The organism is Streptomyces sp. NPDC059452, assembly GCF_042750035.1.
GTDB lineage: Bacteria > Actinomycetota > Actinomycetes > Streptomycetales > Streptomycetaceae > Streptomyces.
The window spans coordinates 82,329-102,087 of record NZ_JBHYVE010000017.1 but is presented as its reverse complement, the minus strand read 5'-3'; the positions used below and the strand labels follow the sequence as shown (position 1 = coordinate 102,087).

The window sequence follows — 19,759 nt, the reverse complement described above, 5'->3', positions numbered from 1 at the left end:
AGCTCCCTTCCCCTTGCCTGCCGACGCGCCTTCTGTGAGCGTTCGCGTACGGGCGTTCTGGGGGCGTTGCGGAGAGTTCGTCAGTAACGCAATCCACTTGCACTTCTTGCGCTAATCTTGCGCTCATGACGCGACGACTTGCTCAAGTGGCCCAGAAGGTGGGAGTCAGCGAGGCGACGGTCAGCCGGGTGCTGAACGGTAAGCCGGGCGTCTCCGACGCCACCCGGCAGGCCGTGCTCTCCGCGCTGGACGTCCTCGGCTACGAGCGGCCCACCCAGTTGCGGGGCGAGCGCGCCCGGCTGGTCGGGCTCGTCCTGCCCGAGCTGCAGAACCCGATCTTCCCGGCCTTCGCCGAAGTGGTCGGCGGCGCACTCGCCCAGCAGGGGCTCACCCCGGTGCTCTGCACCCAGACCAAGGGCGGGGTCTCGGAGGCCGACTACGTGGAACTCCTCCTCCAGCAACAGGTCTCCGGCGTGGTCTTCGCGGGCGGCCTCTACCACCAGGAGGACGCCCCGCACGACCACTACAAGGTGCTCGCCGACCGCAAGATCCCCGTCGTCCTGATCAACGCGGCCATCGACCGCCTCGGCTTCCCGGGCGTCTCCTGCGACGACGCCGTCGCCGTCGAGCAGGCCTGGCGCCACCTCGTCTCGCTCGGCCACGAGCGCATCGGCCTCGTCCTCGGCCCCTCCGACCACGTGCCCTCGCAGCGCAAGCTCGCCGCCGCCCGGACGCTCGCGGAGGAGACCGGCACGAGCATCCCGGACGAGTGGGTGGCGCGGGCCATGTTCTCGCTGGAGGGCGGGCAGGCGGCCGCCATGCGGCTGCTGGAGCGGGGCGTCACCGGCATCATCTGCGCCAGCGACCCGCTCGCCCTGGGCGCGGTCCGGGCCGCCCGCCGCCGGGGGCTCTCGGTGCCCGGCGACGTATCGGTCGTGGGCTACGACGACTCGGCGTTCATGAACTGCACCGAGCCGCCGCTGACCACCGTCCGCCAGCCCATCGAGGCCATGGGGCGCGCGGCCGTGGAGCTGCTCTCGGTGCAGATCGGCGGGCGGACCGTGCCCTCGGACGAGCTGCTCTTCGAGCCCGAGCTGGTGGTCCGGGGATCCACCGCACAGCCGCCACGCGGGAATTCCCTCTGATCCGTAGCTAATTTGCGCTGGTACGGACCTAAGGGTCCAAGGGACCATGGGCTTATGGGCTTATGGGCTTATGGGCTTATGGGCTTATGGGACGGGCTGGGGCGGCCGGGGGCCGACGTACTGCCCGCTCGGGCGGATGCGGAGCGGGCGCTCCCCGTACTCCTCCAGCGCGTGCGCGATCCACCCCGCCGTGCGGGAGACCGCGAACACCGTCTCGCCCGCCTCCGCCGCCATCCCGCAGGCCACGGAGAGGACGGCGAGCGCCAGGTCGATGTTGGCGTGCAGCGGCGCGTGGCGGGCCGTCGTGCTGACCACCTCACGGGCCGCCGCCAGTGCCCCGGCTGCCTGCGGCACGTCCTCCAGCAGGGCGAACAGGGCCCGGGCCCGGGGGTCCTCGCCCCGGTACAGCCGGTGGCCCAGGCCCGGCACCCGGCGCCCGGTCCGCAGATGGTCGGCGACCACGGGGACCGCGCTGCCCCGGTCCACGGCCTCCTGGAGCATGCGGTGGGCCAGCCCGCTCGCGGCGCCGTGCAGCGGGCCCTCCAGGACCCCGAGGCCGGCGGAGACCACGGCGTACGGATGGGCGTGCGCCGAGGCCGCGACCCGGGCGGCCAGGGTGGAGGCCGCCAGATCGTGGTCGATGAGGAGCACCAGGGCCGCGTCCAGGACGGCGAGGGCGGGGGCGTCCACCGGCCGCGTGGTCAGCCGGGGCCACAGCTGCCGGGCCAGGGAGCCGGGATCGCTGTCTTCCTTTGCCGCCGCGCTGTCCACGGCGGCTTCTTCCGCCACCGCGTCGCCCACCAAAGGCAACGCGCCCACCAGTGTGGGGATCAGACTCCGCGCACTGCTCAGCACCGCCTCGGGCGAGAGGTCGAACCGCAGCGGGTCCGTGGCGGCGGCAGCGGTCACCGCCGCCCGCAGCCGGTCCGCCGAGCCGCTGTGCGCGGGCAGCGCGCCCATGGTCCGACGGGCCGCGGCAAGGGTCTCCGGCGGCGCCTGGAACCGTGCGCCCGGCCGCAGCTCACCCGTCCACAGCCACTCCGCGACCTCCTCATAGCCGTGGCTCCGGGCCAGCTCCGTGGCGTCGACCCCCCGGAAGAAGAACCGGTCCTCCTCGATGAGGGTGATGCCGGTACGGAACACGAGGTCGCCCCCGGCCGGTGAGGGCTCGCGGCGCCCCGAACGCCGGGCCAGGGTCCGCACCTCCTCGGCGTCGAACGTGCTGCCCCGGCCCCCGGCCGCCCGCACACTGCTGAGCTGCCCCCGGCTGACATACGCGTACACCGTCTCGGGCTTCACCCCCAGCAGCTCGGCCGCCTCCCGGGTGGTCAGTCGGGGTGCGTCCCGCACGCCGGGCTCTGGTTGATCCGTCATGGGCACCACCGTATCCACTCCGCCTATGCATTGATTCAATCAACATTGACAGATTTCAAGTCAAGCATGGACAGTCGAATCAATGTCAGATGTACGGAGGAGAGAACAGCCATGACCACGACCACCACCCCTGTCGTCCCCCGAGGTCTGGCCGGCGTCGTCGTCACGGACACTGCCCTCGGCGATGTCCGTGGCCGCGAGGGCTTCTACCACTACCGCCAGTACTCGGCGATCGAGCTCGCGCGGACCCGCGGCTTCGAGGACGTCTGGTACCTGATGTTCCACGGCGAGCTGCCCGACCGGGCGGCGGCCGCCGACTTCGCGGCCCGTACGGCGAAGCTGCGCGCGCTCCCCGCCGACGTACGCGAGGCGCTGCCCGCCCTCGCCCGCGCGGGAGCCGTCTCGGGACCGCTCGCCGGACTCCGTACGGCCCTGTCGCTGCTCGGCGCCTCCGCCGGATTCCGCCCGGTCTACGACCTCGACACCGACCGCCGCCGTACGGACGCGCTGGCCGCCTGCGCCGCCGTACCCACGATCCTGACCGCCCTCCAGCGCCTTGGCGAGGGCCTCGAACCCGTCGAGCCCCGCGAGGACCTGCCCTACGCGGCCAACTACCTGTACATGCTCACCGGCACGGAGGCGGAGCCCGAGCGGGTCCGGGCCGTCGAGCAGTATCTGATCTCCACCATCGACCACGGCTTCAACGCCTCCACCTTCACCGCCCGCGTCGTCGCCTCCACCGGCGCCGACCTCGCCGCCTGTCTGGTCGCCGCCGTCGGGGCGCTCTCCGGACCGCTGCACGGCGGGGCGCCCAGCCGCGCCCTGGACACCCTGGACGCCATCGGCACCCCGGACCGCATCGACGGCTGGATCCGCGAACAGGTCCTCTCCGGCCGCCGCGTCATGGGCTTCGGCCACCCCGTCTACCGCACCGAGGACCCGCGCTCCCGGATGCTCAGGTCCATCGCGCAGGGCTTCGGCGGGCCGCTCGTCGACTTCGCCGTGGAGGTCGAGAGCCAGGTGGAGGCCATCCTCGCCGAGCTCAAGCCGGGGCGGGAGCTGCACACCAACGTGGAGTTCTACGCCGGGGTCGTCATGGAGCTCTGCGGGCTGCCGCGCGCGATGTTCACGCCCACCTTCGCCGCGGCGCGGGTGATCGGGTGGAGCGCCAATATCCTGGAACAGGCGGAGGACTCGAAGATCATCCGCCCGGCGGCCCGCTACATCGGCACACCCCCGCCGCAGCCGGTCCCCGCGCCCTGACCGCCCCTCCGAGGAAGGCCCCCGTTGACCCCGCCCCGCACCCCGCAGATCCCGGTCGTCGTCCTGGCGGGCTTTCTCGGATCAGGCAAGACCACCCTCCTGAACCACCTCCTCCGCAACCGCGAAGGCACCCGGATCGGCGTGATCGTCAACGACTTCGGGTCCATCGAGATCGACGCCATGACCGTCGCGGGGCAGGTCGGCTCGACGGTCTCCCTCGGCAACGGCTGCTTGTGCTGCGCGGTCGACGCGAGCGAACTCGACACCTTCCTGGAGACGCTGACCCGCCCCTCCGCCCGGCTGGACGTGATCGTCATCGAGGCGAGCGGCCTCGCCGAGCCCCAGGAGCTCGTACGGATGCTGCTGGCCAGCGAGAACCCGCACATCCTGTACGGGGGACTGGTCGAGGTCGTCGACGCCGCCGAGTTCGACGGGGTCCGGGAGCGCCATCCGGAGATCGACCGCCATCTGGCCGTCGCGGACCTCGTCGTCCTGAACAAGACCGACCGGGTGGGGGAGGCCGAGCGGGAGCGGCTGCGCCGAGCCGTCGCTGAGCTGAGCGGGCCCGCCGCCGTCATCACCGCCGTGCACGGCCGGATCGATCCCGAGCTGCTCTTCGATCCGGCGATGCGGCCGGACGGCGAGGAGAAGATCCGTCAGCTGACCTTCGAGGACCTGCTGCGGGAGGAGGCGTGCGGCGACCACGACGACCACGGGGACCATCTGCACGCGGCCTACGAGAGCGTCGACTTCACCTCGGACATCCCCATGGACCCGCGCCGCTTCATCGCGTTCCTGGACTCCCGGCCCGAGGGGCTCTACCGGATCAAGGGGTTCGCGGACTTCGGGGCGGGGGACCGGGACAACCGGTACGCGCTGCACGCGGTCGGCCGGTTCCTGCGCTTCGTGCCGCAGCCGTGGGCGCGGGGCGAACAGCGGCTCACCCAGCTCGTCATGATCGGGGCCGGGATCGACGCCGAGGCGCTGCGCGCCGGGCTCGCCGCCTGCCGGGCGGAGCCGACAGACCGCCCCGTGGCGGAACACCGCCCCGACACCCCGGACGCCGAACGTGCCATGTGGGGCGTGCTCCGGTACGTACAACAGGAGCGGGAACCCGAGGACGTATACGTACAACAGGAGCGGGAACCCGAGGACGTATACGTACAACGGGAGCCGGAACCCGAGGACGTACGAGAAGAAGCGGCCGCGGAGGCGTAACAGGAAGCGGCCCGGAGGCGTGAACACCCCAGGCCGCTCCCCATCGCACGATGAGCGCGCCTACAGCGGCGGCCCCGCGATCACGGCCACCGGCTGCACCAGCGGCGTGCCCGAGCCGTCGCGGCGCGGGTCCGGCTCCGGCAGTTGCGCCGGGGTGCCGTTCTTCTGGGCGGCGCGGGCCGGGGTGGCGCCCGCCCAGGCGAAGACCAGGACGTCCTCGCCCTTCAGGAACCGCTGGCAGCGCACCCCGCCGGTCGCCCGGCCCTTGCGCGGATACTGGTCGAACGGGGTGAGCTTCGATGTCAGCACCGAGTCGTCCAGCGTGCCGTGCGAACCGGCCACCGTGAACACGATCGCGTCCACCGCCGGGTCGACCGCCGTGAACGACAGCACCTCGGCCCCGGCCGCCAGCTTGACGCCCGCCATGCCTCCGGCGGCCCGCCCCTGCGGACGCACCGACGCCGCCGGATAGCGCAGGAGCTGGGCGTCGGAGGTGATGAAGACCAGATCCTCCTCGCCCGTACGCAGCTCGGTCGCGCCCACGATGCGGTCACCGTCCTTGAGGGTGATGACCTCCAGCTCGTCCTTGTTGGCCGGATAGTCCGGCACGACGCGCTTCACCACGCCCTGGAGCGTGCCGATCGCCAGCCCCGGTGAGGCCTCGTCGAGCGTGGTGAGGCAGATCAGCTCCTCGTCCGGATCGAGATTCAGGAACTCCGAAATCATCGCCCCGCCCGACAGGTTGGGCTCCGCGTGGGTGTCCGGCAGCTGCGGCAGGTCGATCACCGAGAGCCGCAGCAGCCGCCCGGTGGAGGTCACCGCCCCCACATCGCCGCGCGCCGTCGCCGCGACCGCCGAGACGATCACGTCGTGCTTCGTCCGCCGGGCGTCCTCGGCGATCCCGACCGGCTCCGCGTTGGCCGTACGGGCCAGCAGACCCGTCGAGGAGAGCAGCACCCGGCACGGGTCGTCGGCGACCTCCAGCGGTACGGAGGCGATCTGCGAACCCGCCGACTCCAGCAGCACCGTGCGCCGGTCCGTGCCGAACTTCTTCGCCACGGCGGCCAGCTCCGAGGAGACCAGCTTGCGCAGCTCCGCGTCCGACTCCAGGATCGCCGTCAGCGCCTCGATCTCGCCGTTGAGCTTGTCGCGCTCGCTCTCCAGCTCGATCCGGTCGAAGCGGGTGAGCCGGCGCAGCGGGGTGTCCAGGATGTACTGCGTCTGGATCTCGCTCAGCGAGAAGTGCGCCATCAGACGCTCCTTCGCCTGCGCCGAGTTGTCGCTGTCCCGGATGATCCGGATGACCTCGTCGATGTCGAGGAGGGCGACGATCAGACCCTCGACCAGGTGCAGCCGGTCGCGGCGCTTGGTGCGGCGGAACTCGCTGCGCCGGCGCACCACCTCGAAGCGGTGGTCGAGATAGACCTCCAGCAGCTCCTTGAGGCCCAGGGTGAGCGGCTGGCCGTCGACCAGCGCCACGTTGTTGATGCCGAAGGACTCCTCCATCGGCGTCAGCTTGTAGAGCTGCTCCAGCACCGCTTCCGGCACGAAGCCGTTCTTCACCTCGATGACCAGACGCAGGCCGTGCGCCCGGTCGGTGAGGTCCTTGACGTCGGCGATGCCCTGGAGCTTCTTCGACGAGACCAGGTCCTTGATCTTGGCGATCACCTTCTCCGGGCCGACGGCGAAGGGCAGTTCGGTGACGACGAGGCCCTTGCGGCGCGCCGTCACGTTCTCCACGGCCACGGTGGCACGGATCTTGAACGTGCCTCGGCCCGCCGTGTACGCGTCCTTGATGCCGGTGAGTCCGACGATGCGGCCGCCGGTGGGCAGGTCGGGGCCCGGGACGAAGCGCATCAGCGTCTCGACGTCGGCGCCCGGGTGCTTGATCAGGTGGCGGGCGGCGGCGATGACCTCGCCCAGGTTGTGCGGGGGCATGTTGGTCGCCATGCCGACGGCGATCCCCGAGACCCCGTTGACCAGGAGGTTGGGGTAGGCGGCGGGGAGGACGACCGGCTCGCGCTCCTGGCCGTCGTAGTTCGACTGGAAATCGACGGTGTCCTCGTCGATCGCCTCGGTCATCAGTGACGTGGCGTCGGCCATCCGGCACTCGGTGTACCGCATGGCGGCCGGCGGGTCGTCGTTGCCGAGGGAGCCGAAGTTGCCGTGGCCGTCGACCAGGGGCAGCCGCATCGAGAAGGGCTGTGCCATCCGCACCAGGGCGTCGTAGATCGACGCGTCACCGTGGGGGTGCAGCTTGCCCATGACCTCACCGACGACGCGCGCGCACTTCACATAGCCGCGGTCGGGGCGCAGTCCCATCTCGTTCATCTGGGACACGATGCGCCGGTGCACCGGCTTCATGCCGTCGCGGGCGTCGGGCAGGGCCCTGGAGTAGATCACCGAGTACGCGTACTCGAGGAAGGAGCCCTGCATTTCGTCGACGACGTCGATGTCGAGGATCTTCTCCTCGAAGTCGTCCGGCGGCGGGGTCTTCGTGCTACGGCGGGCCATCGCGGCTGCGACTCCTTCTCGGATTCACGGATTCTGATCGGACAACCTGGGGTACTGATGCGGACCATTGTGGACCGCCGCACTGACAACGCGGACCTCGACCCGTCCGAAGCGGTCCGAGGCGGCCCGACCCGGGACACCATCGACGGAAACTTCCGCGGAACGGGAACTTCGCCAGGTGCCGGTGCGCTTGCTTAGAGTGGCAGGTCTGGCAGAAAGTCCAGCATCGCGATCGAAGGGACGTACATGCCCATGGGTCACACGGCCACAGCACAGGCCGGTTCCGGCGGTTTGACAGCGACCGAGCACCGCCTGGCCAACGGCCTGCGTGTGGTGCTCTCCGAGGACCATCTGACCCCGGTCGCCGCGGTCTGCCTCTGGTACGACGTCGGTTCGCGCCACGAGGTCAAGGGACGCACCGGTCTGGCTCACCTCTTCGAGCACCTGATGTTCCAGGGCTCGGGACAGGTCAAGGGAAACGGCCACTTCGAGCTCGTCCAGGGAGCCGGCGGCTCGCTCAACGGGACGACGAGCTTCGAGCGGACCAACTACTTCGAGACCATGCCCACCCACCAGGTGGAGCTGGCTCTCTGGCTGGAAGCCGACCGTATGGGCTCCCTCCTCGCCGCGCTCGACGAGGAGTCCATGGAGAACCAGCGCGACGTCGTCAAGAACGAACGGCGCCAGCGCTACGACAACGTGCCCTACGGCACCGCGTTCGAGAAGCTGACCGCCCTCGCCTACCCCGAGGGCCACCCGTACCACCACACCCCGATCGGCTCCATGGCCGACCTTGACGCGGCCACGCTGGAGGACGCCCGCGCGTTCTTCCGTACGTACTACGCGCCCAACAACGCGGTGCTCTCGATCGTCGGGGACATCGACCCCGAGCAGACCCTCGCCTGGGTCGAGAAGTACTTCGGCTCCATCCCGTCCCACGACGGCAAGCAGCCGCCGCGCGACGGCACCCTGCCTGAGATCATCGGCGAGCAGCTGCGCGAAGTGGTCCACGAGGAGGTCCCGGCGCGTGCGCTGATGGCCGCCTACCGCCTCCCGCACGACGGCACCCGCGCCTGTGACGCGGCCGACCTGGCGCTGACCGTGCTGGGCGGCGGCGAGTCCTCCCGGCTGCACAACCGCCTGGTCCGCCGCGACCGTACGGCGGTGGCGGCGGGCTTCGGGCTGCTGCGGCTCGCCGGGGCGCCCTCGCTGGGCTGGCTGGATGTGAAGACCTCCGGCGGTGTCGAGGTGGCGACGATCGAGGCCGCGGTCGACGAGGAGCTGGCCCGGTTCGCCGAGGAGGGGCCCACTCCGGAGGAGATGGAGCGCGCCCAGGCGCAGTTGGAGCGCGAGTGGCTGGACCGCCTCGGTACGGTCGCGGGCCGCGCCGACGAACTGTGCCGCTACGCGGTGCTGTTCGGCGACCCGCAGCTCGCCCTGACCGCCGTGGGACGCGTCCTGGACATCACCGCGGAGGAGGTGCGCGAGGCGGCCCGGGCGGCCCTGCGCCCCGACAACCGGGCGGTGCTGGTCTACGAGCCCATCGAGCCGGCCGAGGAGTCCGATGAGTCCGGCGACGGCGTCGGGGCCGCCGGGGCCGCCGGGGCCGTCGAGGACGCAGCAGGCACCGACGCGCCCGAGGGGGCGGACAAGTGAGCGACGCCGCCGTGACTGGAGTAGCCATGGAGTACCACCCGCAGCCGACCCCGGGCACCGCCCGGCCGTGGGCCTTCCCCGCCCCCGAGCGCGGTGCCCTGCCCAACGGGCTGACCGTGCTGCGCTGCCACCGCCCCGGCCAGCAGGTCGTCGCCGTGGAGATCTTCCTGGACGCCCCGCTGGACGCCGAGCCCGAGGGCCTGGACGGTGTGGCCACGATCATGTCGCGGGCGCTCTCCGAGGGCACCGACAAGCACAGCGCCGAGGAGTTCGCCGCCGAGCTGGAGCGGTGCGGCGCCACCCTGGACGCGCACGCCGACCACCCCGGCGTCCGGGTCTCCCTGGAGGTCCCGGCCTCCCGGCTGGCCAAGGCACTCGGACTGGTCGCCGAGGCCCTGCGCGCCCCGGCCTTCTCCGAGAGCGAGATCGAGCGGCTCGTCGGCAACCGCCTCGACGAGATCCCGCACGAGCAGGCCAACCCGTCCCGGCGCGCCGCCAAGCAGCTCTCCAAGGAGCTCTTTCCGGCCACCGCCCGGATGTCCCGCCCGCGCCTGGGCACCGAGGAGACGGTGCGGCGGATCGACGCCGCCGCCGTGCGCGCCTTCTTCGACGCCCACATCCGCCCGGCCACCGCGACGGCCGTGATCGTCGGCGACCTCACGGGCATCGACCTGGACGCCCTGCTCGCCGACACCCTCGGCGACTGGTCGGGCAACCCGGGCCAGGCCCGCCCGGTCCCGCCGATCACCGCCGACGACACCGGCCGTGTGGTCATCGTGGACCGCCCCGGCGCGGTCCAGACCCAGCTGCTGATCGGCCGCATCGGCGCCGACCGGCACGAGCGCGTCTGGCCCGCCCAGGTGCTCGGCACGTACTGCCTGGGCGGCACCCTCACCTCCCGGCTGGACCGGGTGCTGCGCGAGGAGAAGGGCTACACCTACGGCGTACGGGCCTTCGCCCAGGTCCTGCGCTCGTCCGGCCCCGAATCGGGCGGCGCGGCGATGCTCGCCATCAGCGGTTCGGTGGACACCGAGTCCACCGGCCCGGCGCTGGAGGACCTCTGGAAGGTCCTGCGGACGCTGGCGGCCGAGGGGCTGACCGACGCCGAGCGCGAGACGGCCGTGCAGAACCTGGTGGGCGTCGCCCCGCTGAAGTTCGAGACGGCCGCCTCGGTCGCGAGCACCCTGGCCGACCAGGTCGAGCAGCACCTGCCCGACGACTACCAGGCCCAGCTGTACGCCCGCCTCGCCGAGACGGGCACCGTGGAGGCGACCGCGGCCGTGGTCAGCGCCTTCCCGGTGGACCGGCTGGTCACGGTCCTCGTCGGGGACGCCTCCCGGATCGAGGAGCCGGTGAAGGCGCTCGGCATCGGAGAGGTGACCGTCGTCAGCGGCTGACGCACCGTCGGCACATCAGGACGAAAGGGACCCCGGTGGACAGCAGTCCGCCGGGGTCCTCCCTTTTGTCCACTTAGTGCCATTTACCTGCTCTCAGGGGGGTAACTCCCTCTACGCCCTGTGGGATGCGCGACAAATCCCCCTGTCCGTTTGGTGCTGGGAAGGCGGCCCGCCTAGCGTCGGCCCGGCTGTCCGTCACCCGTACGCCGCATCCGCGGCCCCGGGCAGCCATCGCCGAGTCCCCGTCAGGCGCGAGCCTGGGGAGCCGGGGACCCACACGCAGTCCCTGGGGTGAATCGGATCCCCGTGCCGTGACCCGGCGCGGACATCCGTAGGAGACCTTCCTGCTCCGAACCCGTCAGCTAACCCGGTAGGCGAGAAGGAAGGAAAGGATCAGCCCCTCCATGGCGTTCACCCGTGCCACCGGGAAGCACCGTGCCCCGAGCCGCCTGAAGTGCCGCGGCGCCCGGGCCACCGGCATCGCGGCCCTGGCCACCACCGGAGTCATCGGCTCCCTGGCCTCCCCGGCCGCCGCGGCGGACTCCGGGTCCCCCGAGGCAGCCGAGACCGGACTCACCCGGACCATCGCCCTCGACGCCACGATCGCCGAGCAGATCCAGGCCCAGGCCCGGGCGCAGAAGCAGCGCGCCGAGGCCGTCGCGAAGGCGGAGGCCGAGGCGGCAGCGGCGGCCAAGGTCAAGGCCGCGAAGGCCAGGGCGAAGGCGGAGGCCAGGGCGAAGGCGGAGGCCCAGCGCAAGGCCGAGGCCCGCGCCCAGGAGGTCCGCGAGGAGAAGGCCCGGGCCGCCCGCGCCGCCGAACGCGCCCGGCTCAACGCCTTCCACCTCCCGGTCGCCGGTTCGTACGTCACCACCGGCTACAAGTCGGGCGGCGCGCTCTGGTCCTCCGGCAGCCACTCCGGCGTGGACTTCCGCGCCGCCTCCGGCAGCTCCGTCGTCGCGGTCGGCGCCGGTACGGTCGTCGAGGCCGGCTGGGGCGGCGCGTACGGCAACAACGTCGTGCTGCGGATGGCCGACGGCACGTACACCCAGTACGGCCACCTCTCCTCGATCGGCGTCTCCGTCGGCCAGAGCGTCGCCTCCGGCCAGCAGATCGGCCTCTCCGGCTCCACCGGCAACTCCACCGGCCCCCACCTCCACTTCGAGGCCCGGACCACCCCGGAGTACGGCTCGGACATGGACCCGGTCGCCTACCTGCGCTCGCACGGCGTACGCGTCTGACCCGGCCCCGTACGACCTGCCCGCAGGACCTGCCCGTACGTCCTGCTCGTCCGAAGGCCCCGGCTTCCCGCCGGGGCCTTCGGCAACGCACCCGAAAAGCCCCGCCGCCGGTCTCTCCGCCCCCGGTCCCTGGCCGGAAGATATCCATGGATTCCGGCCCGCCATCGGAAATTGCGGCAGATTGCAATAGAGTCACGGAACAGGCGTCGGCCGGCCGCGTTTCGCGGGGATTAAGGCGGAGGTTCGGACATGCGCATTCCCGCGCATTCGGTATGCACGGCAATCCGTGACGACATCGTCTCCGGTGTCTACGAGCGCGGCGGCCGCCTCACCGAGGAGCTGCTGGCACGGCGGTACGGGGTCTCCCGCGTCCCGGTGCGCGAGGCGCTGCGCACCCTGGAGTCCGAAGGCTTCGTCACCACCCGCAGGCACGCCGGGGCCTGTGTCGCCGAACCCACCGAGCGGGAGGCGGCCGACCTGCTGGAGGTCCGGATGCTCCTGGAGCCGCTGGCCGCCGCGCGGGCCGCCCAGCGCCGTACGGAGGCCCACCTCAAGGTGTTGCGCGGGCTGGTCAGACTGGGCCAGGAGCGGGCGCGCAGGGGGGAGGGGGAGGATCTGCGGTCGCTGGGCGGCTGGTTCCACGAGACCCTCGCCCAGGCCTCCGGCAGCCCCGGCCTCATCGCGCTGCTCACCCAGCTCAGACACAAGGTCGCCTGGATGTACGCGGTCGAGCAGCCGGCCCGCCCGGCCGACTCCTGGGCCGAGCACGGCGCCATCGTGGACGCGGTCGCGCGCGGCGACGCGGAACGGGCCAGGGCGCTCACCGCCCAGCATGCGGAACGGGCCGCGGGCGCCCACCGGCTGCGCCGCCCGGACCGGCCCGGCCGGCGCACTGCGCCCCCGCCCCGGGTGAGTTCTTCGCAACACGGCGTAAACATCGCGGGTGTCCGTCATTAACAAGGACGCCGTATACAAAGAGAAGTAATTGCCGAGGGTTTTATTCGTGCTGCCCGAATAATTCCCGAGTGGTCGATACGCCGATATGCCGATGCAGTCCGTTCGTCGGTGCGTCGGTGCCGGGAATAACGAAAGAGCCGTGGTTCCCCTCGGGGGAACCACGGCTCGGGTCCGTCGCCGTTGGATACGGGCCCGGGATCGTCAGACGGTCTCGGGAAGCTCTTCGAGACCCTCGGCGACCAGCTTCGCCAGACGGTCCAGGGCGGCCTCGGCGTTGTCCGCGTCGGAGGCGAGCACGATCTCCTCGCCGCCCTGCGCACCCAGACCGAGCACCGCGAGCATGGAGGCGGCGTTGACCGGGTTGCCGTCGGCCTTGGCGATCGTCACGGGGACGCCGGAAGCCGTGGCGGCACGGACGAAGATGGAAGCGGGGCGGGCGTGCAGGCCCTCGGCCCAACCGACGTTTACGCGGCGCTCAGCCATGGTTCTGCCCTTCACATATCAACGGTTGTCTAGACCAGTCTCTCATGCGGTGCGCAATGCTCTGCCCGGCCTCCCTCCCCTCCGGCAGGCCCTGGCCGGGGCCGTCCTCAGACTGCCCCGGTACCGGTCCCTCCGCGACCGGGATGTCAGCCGTAGGCTTTGCCCATGGAGCCCACCCCGGAGCCGATTCCGCATCACGCGTACCCCGACCACTGGGAAGCGGACGTGGTCCTCCGCGACGGTGGCACCGCGCGCATCAGGCCGATCACCACGGACGATGCCGAGCGGTTGGTCAGCTTCTACGAGCAGGTGTCCGACGAGTCGAAGTACTACCGGTTCTTCGCCCCGTACCCCCGCCTTTCCGACCGGGACGTGCACCGCTTCACCCATCACGACTACGTCGACCGGGTGGGACTGGCCGTCACGATCGGCGGCGAGTTCATCGGAACCGTCCGCTACGACCGCATCAACGAACAGGGCAGGCCCGCCTCCGCCCCCGCCGACGAGGCCGAGGTCGCCTTCCTCGTCCAGGACGCCCACCAGGGCCGCGGAGTCGCCTCGGCGCTGCTCGAACACATCGCCGCCGTCGCCCGCGAGCGCGGCATCCGGCGCTTCGCCGCCGAGGTGCTCCCCGCCAACAACAAGATGATCAAGGTGTTCCGGCACGCCGGCTACACCCAGCAGCGCAGCTTCGAGGACGGCTCCGTCCACCTCACCCTCGACCTCGAACCCACCGAGAAGTCCCTCGCCGTCCAGCGCGGCCGGGAGCAGCGCGCCGAGGCCCGCTCAGTGCAGCGCCTCCTCGCCCCCGGCTCCGTCGCCGTCATCGGCACCGGCCGCACGCCCGGGGGAGTGGGCCGCACGGTCCTGCGCAACCTCCTCGCCGCCGGGTTCACCGGCCGCGCCTACGCCGTCAACCGCGCCTTCGACGAGGACCTCACCACCCTCGACGGGGTCCCCGCCCACCGCTCCGTCGGGGAGATCGACGAGCAGGTCGACCTCGCCGTCATCGCGGTCCCCGCCCACCGGGTCCCCGAGGCCGTCGCCGACTGCGGCGAGCACGGCGTCCAGGGCCTGGTCGTCCTCTCCGCCGGTTACGCCGAGCGGGGCTCCGCGGGCCGCGAGCTCCAGCGCGAACTGGTCCGACAGGCCCGCTCGTACGGCATGCGCATCATCGGCCCCAACGCCTTCGGCATCATCAACACCGCCGACTCCGTCCGGCTGAACGCCTCCCTCGCCCCCGAGTCGCCCGCGCGCGGCCGGATCGGCCTCTTCACCCAGTCCGGCGCGATCGGCATCGCCCTCCTCTCCGGCCTCCACCGGCGCGGCGCGGGCCTCTCCTCGTTCATCTCGGCGGGCAACCGGGCCGATGTCTCCGGCAACGACTTCCTTCAGTACTCGTTCGAGGACCCGGACACCGACGTCGCCCTCCTTTACCTCGAATCGCTCGGCAACCCCCGCAAGTTCACCCGCCTCGCCCGCCGCACCGCCGCCGTCAAGCCCGTCGTCGTGGTGAAGGGCGCCCGCCACAGCGGCTCCAACCCGCCCGGCCACGCCGTCCCGGTCAGCCGCATCCCCGACACCACCGTCTCCGCCCTGATGCGGCAGGCGGGCGTCATCCGGGTCGACACGGTGACCGAGATGGTCGACGCCGGACTGCTCCTGGCCGACCAGCCGCTCCCGGCCGGGCCCCGGGTCGCGATCCTCGGCAACTCCGAGTCCCTCGGCCTCCTCACGTACGACGCCTGCCTCGCCGAGGGGCTTCGCCCGCGACCGCCGCGCGACCTCACCACGGCCGCCTCCCCGCAGGACTTCCGGGACGCGCTGGCCGAGGCGCTCGCCGACGGGACCTGCGACGCCGTGATCGTCACCGCCATCCCGTGGGTGGGGGAGAACGGTGAGGCCGAGACCGGTGACGGCGAGGTGCTGGCAGCCGCCCTGCGCGGGGCCGCCGCCGGGGGACCGGCCAAGCCCGTCGCCGTCGTCCATGTGGAGATCGGCGGCCTCGCGGAGGCCCTGGCCGCCGCGAGCAGCACGGCCGCGCCCCACCCCCGGCCCACGACACGCGCCGCCCAGCCCTCCGGCCCGCCCGCCGCGACCACCCCGCCCACCCCCACGGAGCCCGCGACCGTAGAAGCCGCAGGAACCGCAGGAACCGCAGGAACCACAGGAACCGAGGAAGCCCAAGGGGCCCAGCCCCCCGCCCGCCCCGGCCGCATCCCCGCCTACCCGGCCGCCGAACGTGCCGTACGGGCCCTCGCCGAAGCCGTGAAGTACGCGCAGTGGCGGCGCCAGGCGGCCACCCCCGGCAAGGTGCCCGAGTTCCTCGACGACACCATCGACGGGCCCGGCGCCGCCGCCCTGATCGAGACCCTGCTCGGCACCGCCCCCGACCCGCGCGGCCGCCCCCTCACCCACGACGAGGCCCGCGAGCTGCTCGGCCGCTACGGCATCCCCGTACCCCCCACGTTCCCCGCCCCGGACGCCGAGGCCGCCGTGGCCGCGGCCGCCCGCCTCGGCTACCCGGTGGCGCTGAAGACCACCGCACCCCATCTGCGCCACCGCGCCGACCTCGGCGGCGTACGGCTGGATCTCGCGGACGAGGACGCCCTGCGCCGCGCGTACGGCGACCTCACCGACCTCCTGGGCAAGCCCGCCGAACTCCTCCCGGTCGTCCAGTCCATGGCCCCGCGCGGTGTGGACACGGTCGTACGGGCGTCCATCGACGCCGCCGCCGGGGCGGTCCTCTCCTTCGGCCTGGCGGGTGCCCCCTCCGAGCTGCTCGGCGACACCGCGCACCGGCTGGTTCCGGCCACCGACCGCGACGCAGCCGAACTGATCCGGTCGATCAAGGCGGCCCCGGTGCTGTTCGGCTGGCGCGGCTCGGCGCCCGTCGACACCCCGGCCCTGGAGGAGCTGCTGCTGAGGCTGTCCCGGCTGGTCGACGACCATCCCGAAGTGGTCTCCGTGGCGCTGGAACCGGTGGTCGTCGCCCCCCACGGCCTCACCGTGCTCGGCGCGAGCGTCCGTCTCGCCCCACCGCCCCCACGCGGCGACCTGGGCCCCCGCCGCCTCCCGAACTACTGACCGCCCCAGAGCGTCCCCGGCAGTCACCGGCCCCCCGTAGGATGGTGCACATGGCAAAGACCGGTACGACGACCCAGGGGCTGCGCGCGGCGATCGAGCGCAGCGGCTACTACCCGGCCCTCGTGGCCGAGGCGGTCGAGGCCGCCGTCGGCGGGGAGCCGGTCGCCTCGTACCTGGTCCACCAGGAGACCACCTTCGACTCCAACGAGGTGCGCCGCCATGCCACGGTCCTCGTCCTGACCGAGAACCGGTTCATCGTCAGCCACACCGACGAGCAGGCCGCGGACACCAGCTCCCCGACGCCGTACGCCACCACCTCCACGGAGTCGGTCAAGCTGGAGCGGATCTCCTCCGTCGTGGTCAGCCGGGTGGTGGCCAACCCGGAGAAGTACGTCCCGGGCACCCTGCCCCGCGAGGTCGTCCTCACCATCGGCTGGGGTGCGGTCTCCCGGATCGACCTGGAGCCCGCCGCCTGCGGCGACAGCAACTGCGAGGCCGACCACGGCTACACGGGCAGCTCGACCGCCGACGACCTGAGCCTGCGCGTCAGCGAGGCCGGTGACGGCCCCGACGCCGTCCGGCAGACCCTCGCCTTCGCCCAGTCGCTCTCCGAGGCCACGGCCGCCACCGCGGCGACCGGCCGGTGATGGCCCAGGCCGCCTGGCAGGACCCCGTCCCGCTCGCGCTCGACACCGCCCCCGTCCCCGCGTACGGCAGCGGCTCGCTGGCCGACCTGCTGCCGACGCTCGCCGCCGGGCAGGGGGTGGAGGGCTGCACCGCCGTCATCCCCGAGCTGGAGCCCGCCGACCGCAACTGCGTCTTCCTGGTCGACGGCCTCGGCTGGGAGCAGATCAAGGCCCACCCGGACGAGGCCCCCTTCCTGCACTCCCTGCTCCCCACCTCGCGCGGCGGCACCGGGCAGCCGATCACCGCGGGCTTCCCCTCCACCACCGCGACCTCGCTCGCCTCGGTCGGTACGGGGCTGCCGCCCGGCGCCCACGGCCTGCCCGGCTACACCGTGCGCAACCCGGAGACCGGCGCGCTGATGAACCAGCTGCGCTGGCGGCCGTGGACCGAGCCGAAGGTCTGGCAGCCCCACCCCACGGTCTTCCAGCTGGCCGACGCGGCGGGCGTGCGCACCGCGCAGGTCTCCTCCCCGGACTTCGAGCAGACCCCGCTCACCAAGATCGCTCTCAGCGGCGGCTCCTTCCTCGGCCGGCTCTCCGGCGAGGACCGGATGGACGTCTCCGCCCAGCGGCTCGCTGCAGGTGACCGCTCGCTCGTCTACACGTACTACAGCGAGGTCGACGGCAAGGGCCACCGCTTCGGCGTCGACTCCGACGCCTGGCGCGGCCAGTTGATGTACGTCGACGGGCTCGCCCAGCGCCTCGCCGAGCAGCTTCCGCCGCGCTCCGCGCTCTACATCACCGCCGACCACGGCATGATCGACATCCCGTTCGACGAGCAGTCCCGGATCGACTTCGACGAGGACTGGGAGCTGCGCGCGGGCGTCGCCCTGCTCGGCGGCGAGGGCCGCGCCCGCCATGTCTACGCGGTGCCCGGCGCCCAGGGGGACGTCCTGGCCGTCTGGCGCGAGGTGCTCGGCGAGCAGTTCTGGGTGGCGAGCCGGGACGAGGCGATCGCGGCGGGCTGGTTCGGGCCCGTCATCGACGAGCGGGTGTACGGTCGGATCGGCGATGTGGTCGCCGCCGCCCACGACGACGTGGTCATCACGGCCTCGGTCAACGAGCCGCACGAGTCGGCGATGGTCGGCATGCACGGCTCCCTGACCCCCGTCGAACAGCTCGTCCCGCTGCTCGAAGTACGCTCGTAACCGCGTTTTCTCCCCTGAACGTTTCCCCTGCCGCTGTGAAAGGTGCTCGACCCCTCATGCCCGAGCTGGTGTTCTTCTCCGGAACCATGGACTGCGGAAAGAGCACGCTGGCCCTGCAGATCGGTCACAACCGCTCCGCACGCGGCCTCCAGGGCGTGATCTTCACCCGCGACGACCGGGCGGGCCAGGGCAAGCTCTCCTCCCGGCTCGGCCTGGTGACGGACGCGGTCGAGGCCGACGAGGGCATGGACGTGTACGCGCACATCGTCGACCGGGTCAGCCGCGGCGGCCGGGTCGACTACGTGATCGTGGACGAGGCGCAGTTCCTCGCCCCGGTCCAGATCGACCAGTTGGCCCGGGTCGTCGACGACCTCGGCCTGGACGTCTTCGCCTTCGGCATCACCACCGACTTCCGCACGAAGCTCTTCCCGGGCTCCCAGCGGCTGATAGAGCTGGCCGACCGGATAGAGGCCCTCCAGGTCGAGGCGCTCTGCTGGTGCGGCGCCCGCGCCACCCACAACGCCCGTACGGTGGACGGCGAAATGGTCGTGGAGGGCGCCCAGGTGGTCGTCGGGGACGTCAACCGGCAGGCGGGCGAGGTCGGTTACGAGGTGCTGTGCCGGCGCCACCACCGCCGCAGGCTCACCGCGGAGACGGCCCGCGCCGGAGCCCTCTCCCCGGACGTGCTCCCGGTGGCCGCCGAGGGCTGAGGGCTCCGGCGCGGGACCGTCAGCCCCCGGGGCGTCGTACGAGAGGGGTCCTCAGCCCTCGGACGTCCGTACGATCGTGAAGGCAGCGCCCTCCGGATCGGCCACCGTCGCCAGCCTGCCGCTCGCCCCCTCGCGCGGCGGCTGAAGGATGTGTCCGCCCAGCTCCACCACCCGGGCGGCGGACTCGTCCACGTCCGCGACCTCGAAGTACGTCATCCAGTGCGGGCCCCGGTCACGCGGCAGCGCCTGGCCCACCCCGTGCAGGGCGGCCACCGGGCTGCCGCCCAGGTGCAGGGTCTGGTAGTCGAAGTCGGCGGAGACCACCGCCTCGGTCTCGTAGCCGAAGACCGTCTGGTAGAACTTCGCGACCATCGAGGTCTCCCGGGTCACCAGCTCGTTCCAGACGGGGGTGCCGGGGGTGCCCGCCGTCATGGTCCCGATGTGCTCCGAACCCTGCCAGGCGCCGAAGACCGCCCCGCCCGGGTCCGAGGCGATGACGAGCCGCCCCGCCTCGCCCGCGTCGAGCGGGCCGACCGCGACCGTGCCGCCGCAGGAGCGGATCGCCTCGGCCGTCAGGTCCGCGTCATCCGTGGCCAGATAGGTGGTCCAGGCGATCGGGAGATGCCGGTCGGGCGGCAGCTGGCCGATGCCCGCGACCTCCTTCCCGTCGAGCAGACCGCGCACATAGGGGCCCAACTGGTCGGGTCCCGGCCGGAACTCCCAGCCGAACAGGGCTCCGTAGAACTCCTGGGTCGCGGTCAGACCGTGCACGATCAGACTCACCCAGCAAGGTGTTCCGGGCGTGCGCCGGGCAGCAGCCTCGGTCATCGTCTTGTCTCTCCTCGGACCGTTGTGGTGGCCGTACGGGGGAACGGGGCGGGGG

Annotated in this window: 15 protein-coding genes and 1 riboswitch; of the genes, 11 read left to right on the top strand and 4 right to left on the bottom strand. The window is 72.2% G+C overall.

Annotated features, from left to right (window positions below):
- Window positions 1-125: 125 nt before the first annotated feature.
- On the top strand, window positions 126-1,145 hold the full coding sequence (locus tag ACFW9Z_RS22575) for a LacI family DNA-binding transcriptional regulator (protein WP_384643755.1): 1,020 nt from the start codon (window positions 126-128) through the stop codon (window positions 1,143-1,145).
- A gap of 84 nt (window positions 1,146-1,229) precedes the next feature.
- Here the strand turns inward: ACFW9Z_RS22575 and ACFW9Z_RS22570 are convergent, their stop codons facing one another.
- Window positions 1,230-2,519: a citrate synthase gene (locus ACFW9Z_RS22570; RefSeq protein ID WP_384643753.1), complete on the bottom strand. Its 1,290-nt coding sequence runs from the start codon at window positions 2,517-2,519 to the stop codon at window positions 1,230-1,232.
- 111 nt (window positions 2,520-2,630) lie between these two features.
- Between ACFW9Z_RS22570 and ACFW9Z_RS22565 the strand changes: the two genes are divergently transcribed.
- Window positions 2,631-3,782, top strand: coding sequence for a citrate synthase (locus ACFW9Z_RS22565; protein WP_384643752.1), 1,152 nt, complete (start codon window positions 2,631-2,633; stop codon window positions 3,780-3,782).
- A gap of 24 nt (window positions 3,783-3,806) precedes the next feature.
- Window positions 3,807-5,000 carry a CobW family GTP-binding protein gene (locus ACFW9Z_RS22560; RefSeq protein ID WP_384643750.1) on the top strand — a complete coding sequence of 398 codons (1,194 nt, stop codon included), beginning with the start codon at window positions 3,807-3,809 and terminating at the stop codon, window positions 4,998-5,000.
- Between the two features lie 60 nt (window positions 5,001-5,060).
- Here the strand turns inward: ACFW9Z_RS22560 and ACFW9Z_RS22555 are convergent, their stop codons facing one another.
- Window positions 5,061-7,514 (bottom strand): DNA topoisomerase (ATP-hydrolyzing) subunit A, encoded by a 2,454-nt coding sequence (locus tag ACFW9Z_RS22555; protein WP_384643748.1) that lies wholly within the window; start codon window positions 7,512-7,514, stop codon window positions 5,061-5,063.
- Window positions 7,515-7,760: 246 nt separating this feature from the next.
- Between ACFW9Z_RS22555 and ACFW9Z_RS22550 the strand changes: the two genes are divergently transcribed.
- From ACFW9Z_RS22550 to ACFW9Z_RS22535, 4 genes are all read left to right on the top strand, one after another.
- Window positions 7,761-9,170, top strand: coding sequence for a M16 family metallopeptidase (locus ACFW9Z_RS22550; RefSeq protein ID WP_384643747.1), 1,410 nt, complete (start codon window positions 7,761-7,763; stop codon window positions 9,168-9,170).
- Window positions 9,171-9,196: 26 nt separating this feature from the next.
- Complete coding sequence (locus tag ACFW9Z_RS22545) at window positions 9,197-10,567, top strand: M16 family metallopeptidase (RefSeq protein WP_384643873.1); 1,371 nt, start codon at window positions 9,197-9,199, stop codon at window positions 10,565-10,567.
- Window positions 10,568-10,789: 222 nt separating this feature from the next.
- A riboswitch (cyclic di-AMP (ydaO/yuaA leader) is annotated at window positions 10,790-10,958 on the top strand.
- 13 nt (window positions 10,959-10,971) lie between these two features.
- On the top strand, window positions 10,972-11,805 hold the full coding sequence (locus ACFW9Z_RS22540; protein WP_384643745.1) for a M23 family metallopeptidase: 834 nt from the start codon (window positions 10,972-10,974) through the stop codon (window positions 11,803-11,805).
- 249 nt (window positions 11,806-12,054) lie between these two features.
- On the top strand, window positions 12,055-12,762 hold the full coding sequence (locus ACFW9Z_RS22535; protein WP_384643743.1) for a GntR family transcriptional regulator: 708 nt from the start codon (window positions 12,055-12,057) through the stop codon (window positions 12,760-12,762).
- A 201-nt stretch (window positions 12,763-12,963) separates the two neighbouring features.
- Here ACFW9Z_RS22535 and ACFW9Z_RS22530 read toward each other — a convergent pair whose 3' ends face one another.
- Window positions 12,964-13,245: an HPr family phosphocarrier protein gene (locus tag ACFW9Z_RS22530; protein WP_018105371.1), complete on the bottom strand. Its 282-nt coding sequence runs from the start codon at window positions 13,243-13,245 to the stop codon at window positions 12,964-12,966.
- A 165-nt stretch (window positions 13,246-13,410) separates the two neighbouring features.
- On the opposite strand from ACFW9Z_RS22530, the gene ACFW9Z_RS22525 reads away from it, so the two are divergent.
- Genes ACFW9Z_RS22525 through ACFW9Z_RS22510 form a run of 4 tightly spaced genes read left to right on the top strand, consistent with a single transcriptional unit; the run spans window position 13,411 to window position 18,876 of the window.
- Window positions 13,411-16,332 carry a GNAT family N-acetyltransferase gene (locus ACFW9Z_RS22525; protein WP_384643740.1) on the top strand — a complete coding sequence of 974 codons (2,922 nt, stop codon included), beginning with the start codon at window positions 13,411-13,413 and terminating at the stop codon, window positions 16,330-16,332.
- Window positions 16,333-16,382: 50 nt separating this feature from the next.
- Window positions 16,383-16,979, top strand: a complete 597-nt coding sequence (locus tag ACFW9Z_RS22520) for a DUF5998 family protein (RefSeq protein ID WP_070199656.1) — start codon at window positions 16,383-16,385, stop codon at window positions 16,977-16,979.
- Window positions 16,979-18,166 carry an alkaline phosphatase family protein gene (locus ACFW9Z_RS22515; RefSeq protein WP_384643738.1) on the top strand — a complete coding sequence of 396 codons (1,188 nt, stop codon included), beginning with the start codon at window positions 16,979-16,981 and terminating at the stop codon, window positions 18,164-18,166. Before ACFW9Z_RS22520 ends, ACFW9Z_RS22515 begins: the two co-directional genes overlap by 1 nt.
- Before the next feature lie 56 nt (window positions 18,167-18,222).
- Window positions 18,223-18,876: a thymidine kinase gene (locus ACFW9Z_RS22510; RefSeq protein ID WP_084750577.1), complete on the top strand. Its 654-nt coding sequence runs from the start codon at window positions 18,223-18,225 to the stop codon at window positions 18,874-18,876.
- Between the two features lie 51 nt (window positions 18,877-18,927).
- Here the strand turns inward: ACFW9Z_RS22510 and ACFW9Z_RS22505 are convergent, their stop codons facing one another.
- Complete coding sequence (locus ACFW9Z_RS22505; protein ID WP_384643737.1) at window positions 18,928-19,704, bottom strand: VOC family protein; 777 nt, start codon at window positions 19,702-19,704, stop codon at window positions 18,928-18,930.
- Window positions 19,705-19,759: the final 55 nt, after the last annotated feature.